Genomic DNA, 1,156 nt, shown 5'->3' on the forward strand with positions numbered 1-1,156 from the left:
GCGTGAACCCGCATCCTCGGCCGCGACGATCAGGTCGCAGCCGAGCGCCACCGAGAAGCCGGCCCCGGCGGCTGCCCCCTCGACGGCGGCGATCACCGGCTTCGGGCAGGCGCGCATGGCGCGGGTCCAGCCATGGAAGTGCTCCAGGCTGGTGCGGGTCAGCTCCGGGTCGGCCTTGGCGTTGCCGAGCAGCCGGCCCAGATTGCCGCCGGAGCAGAAGGTGCCGTTGGCCCCGGTCAGCACGATGGCGCCCACCCCCGGATCCTCGGCGGCCTGCACCAGCGCGTCGCGGGCGGCGGCCATCATGTCCGGCTCCAGCGCGTTCTTGGTGGCGGCGTCGTCCATCGTCAGCACCATCACGCGGCCCTGGCGCGTGATGGTCAGTTGTCCGCTCATAGCTCGGTTCCCTCCCGGTTCTCGCTGCCCGGCCGGTATTTGAACATGCCCTCCGACGTGGCGATCAGGGCGCCGGTATCGCCGTGGCGGATCTCCGCGGCAATCCCGACGATCTTGCGTCCGCCGCCCCGCAGCCGGCCGGTGGCGATCAGCGTACCGGTGCGGGCCTGACCCAGGAAGCTGGTCGACAAGGACAGCGTCACCACCCGCCGTACCCGCCCAGGAAAGGGACAGTATGTTACCGAAAATCCGGAAACCGTATCCAAAAGCGTCGCCAGGACGCCGCCATGCACCACGCCGGCCCGGTTCAGGTGGCGGTCGTCGATGGTCATCGTCAGCTCCGCCTCTCCCTCCTCCCAGCGACTCAAGGCGTAGCCCAGCAGGCGCTGGAAGCCCGATTCCGGCTCGCCGTTCAGCAGATCGTTCATTCAGGGATATCCTCCTTGTCCTGTCTTGGTGCTGGCGGTTGGAACGGATAAACTCAGCCTGCTCCGCGAAGCCGGTTCGGCCGTTCAGTGGCAGGGGGGCTTTGCCCAGCATGCACACGTCGTGGATCGATGGTCGCCGTGTGGACAGGACAATGCGGGCCTGCGTCAGCCCACCTGAGGGTGGCTTGATCGAACGCGAGGGGTGACGTTCTCGCCCGGCGACCATTTTTCCTTAAGCCATCCGATTTATCATACATCGGTCCATTGAGGGCGGAACAGCCAGCCGCCGCACTTTCCCGCAAGGGCGAGTTGAGGGCTTGACCCAAGAGATC

General features: G+C 67.0%; 2 protein-coding genes. Both read right to left on the reverse strand.

The window, feature by feature from the left end:
* The coding region (locus I71_RS16145) for an enoyl-CoA hydratase-related protein (protein WP_042695870.1) at window positions 1-396 on the reverse strand (396 nt) is incomplete at its 3' end.
* Entirely contained in the window at window positions 393-824 is a 432-nt protein-coding gene (locus I71_RS16150) for a PaaI family thioesterase (RefSeq protein ID WP_042695871.1), read from the reverse strand. The genes I71_RS16145 and I71_RS16150, both read right to left, overlap by 4 nt.
* Window positions 825-1,156: the final 332 nt, after the last annotated feature.

Origin of the sequence: Azospirillum sp. B506, assembly GCF_000333595.1 — a bacterium.
In the GTDB taxonomy this organism is placed as follows: Bacteria; Pseudomonadota; Alphaproteobacteria; order Azospirillales; family Azospirillaceae; genus Azospirillum.

Coding starts and splice junctions, on each gene's coding strand:
- I71_RS16150 (WP_042695871.1), bottom strand. CDS start 824: ATGAACGATCTGCTGAACGGCGAGCCGGAATCGGGCTTCCAGCGCCTG.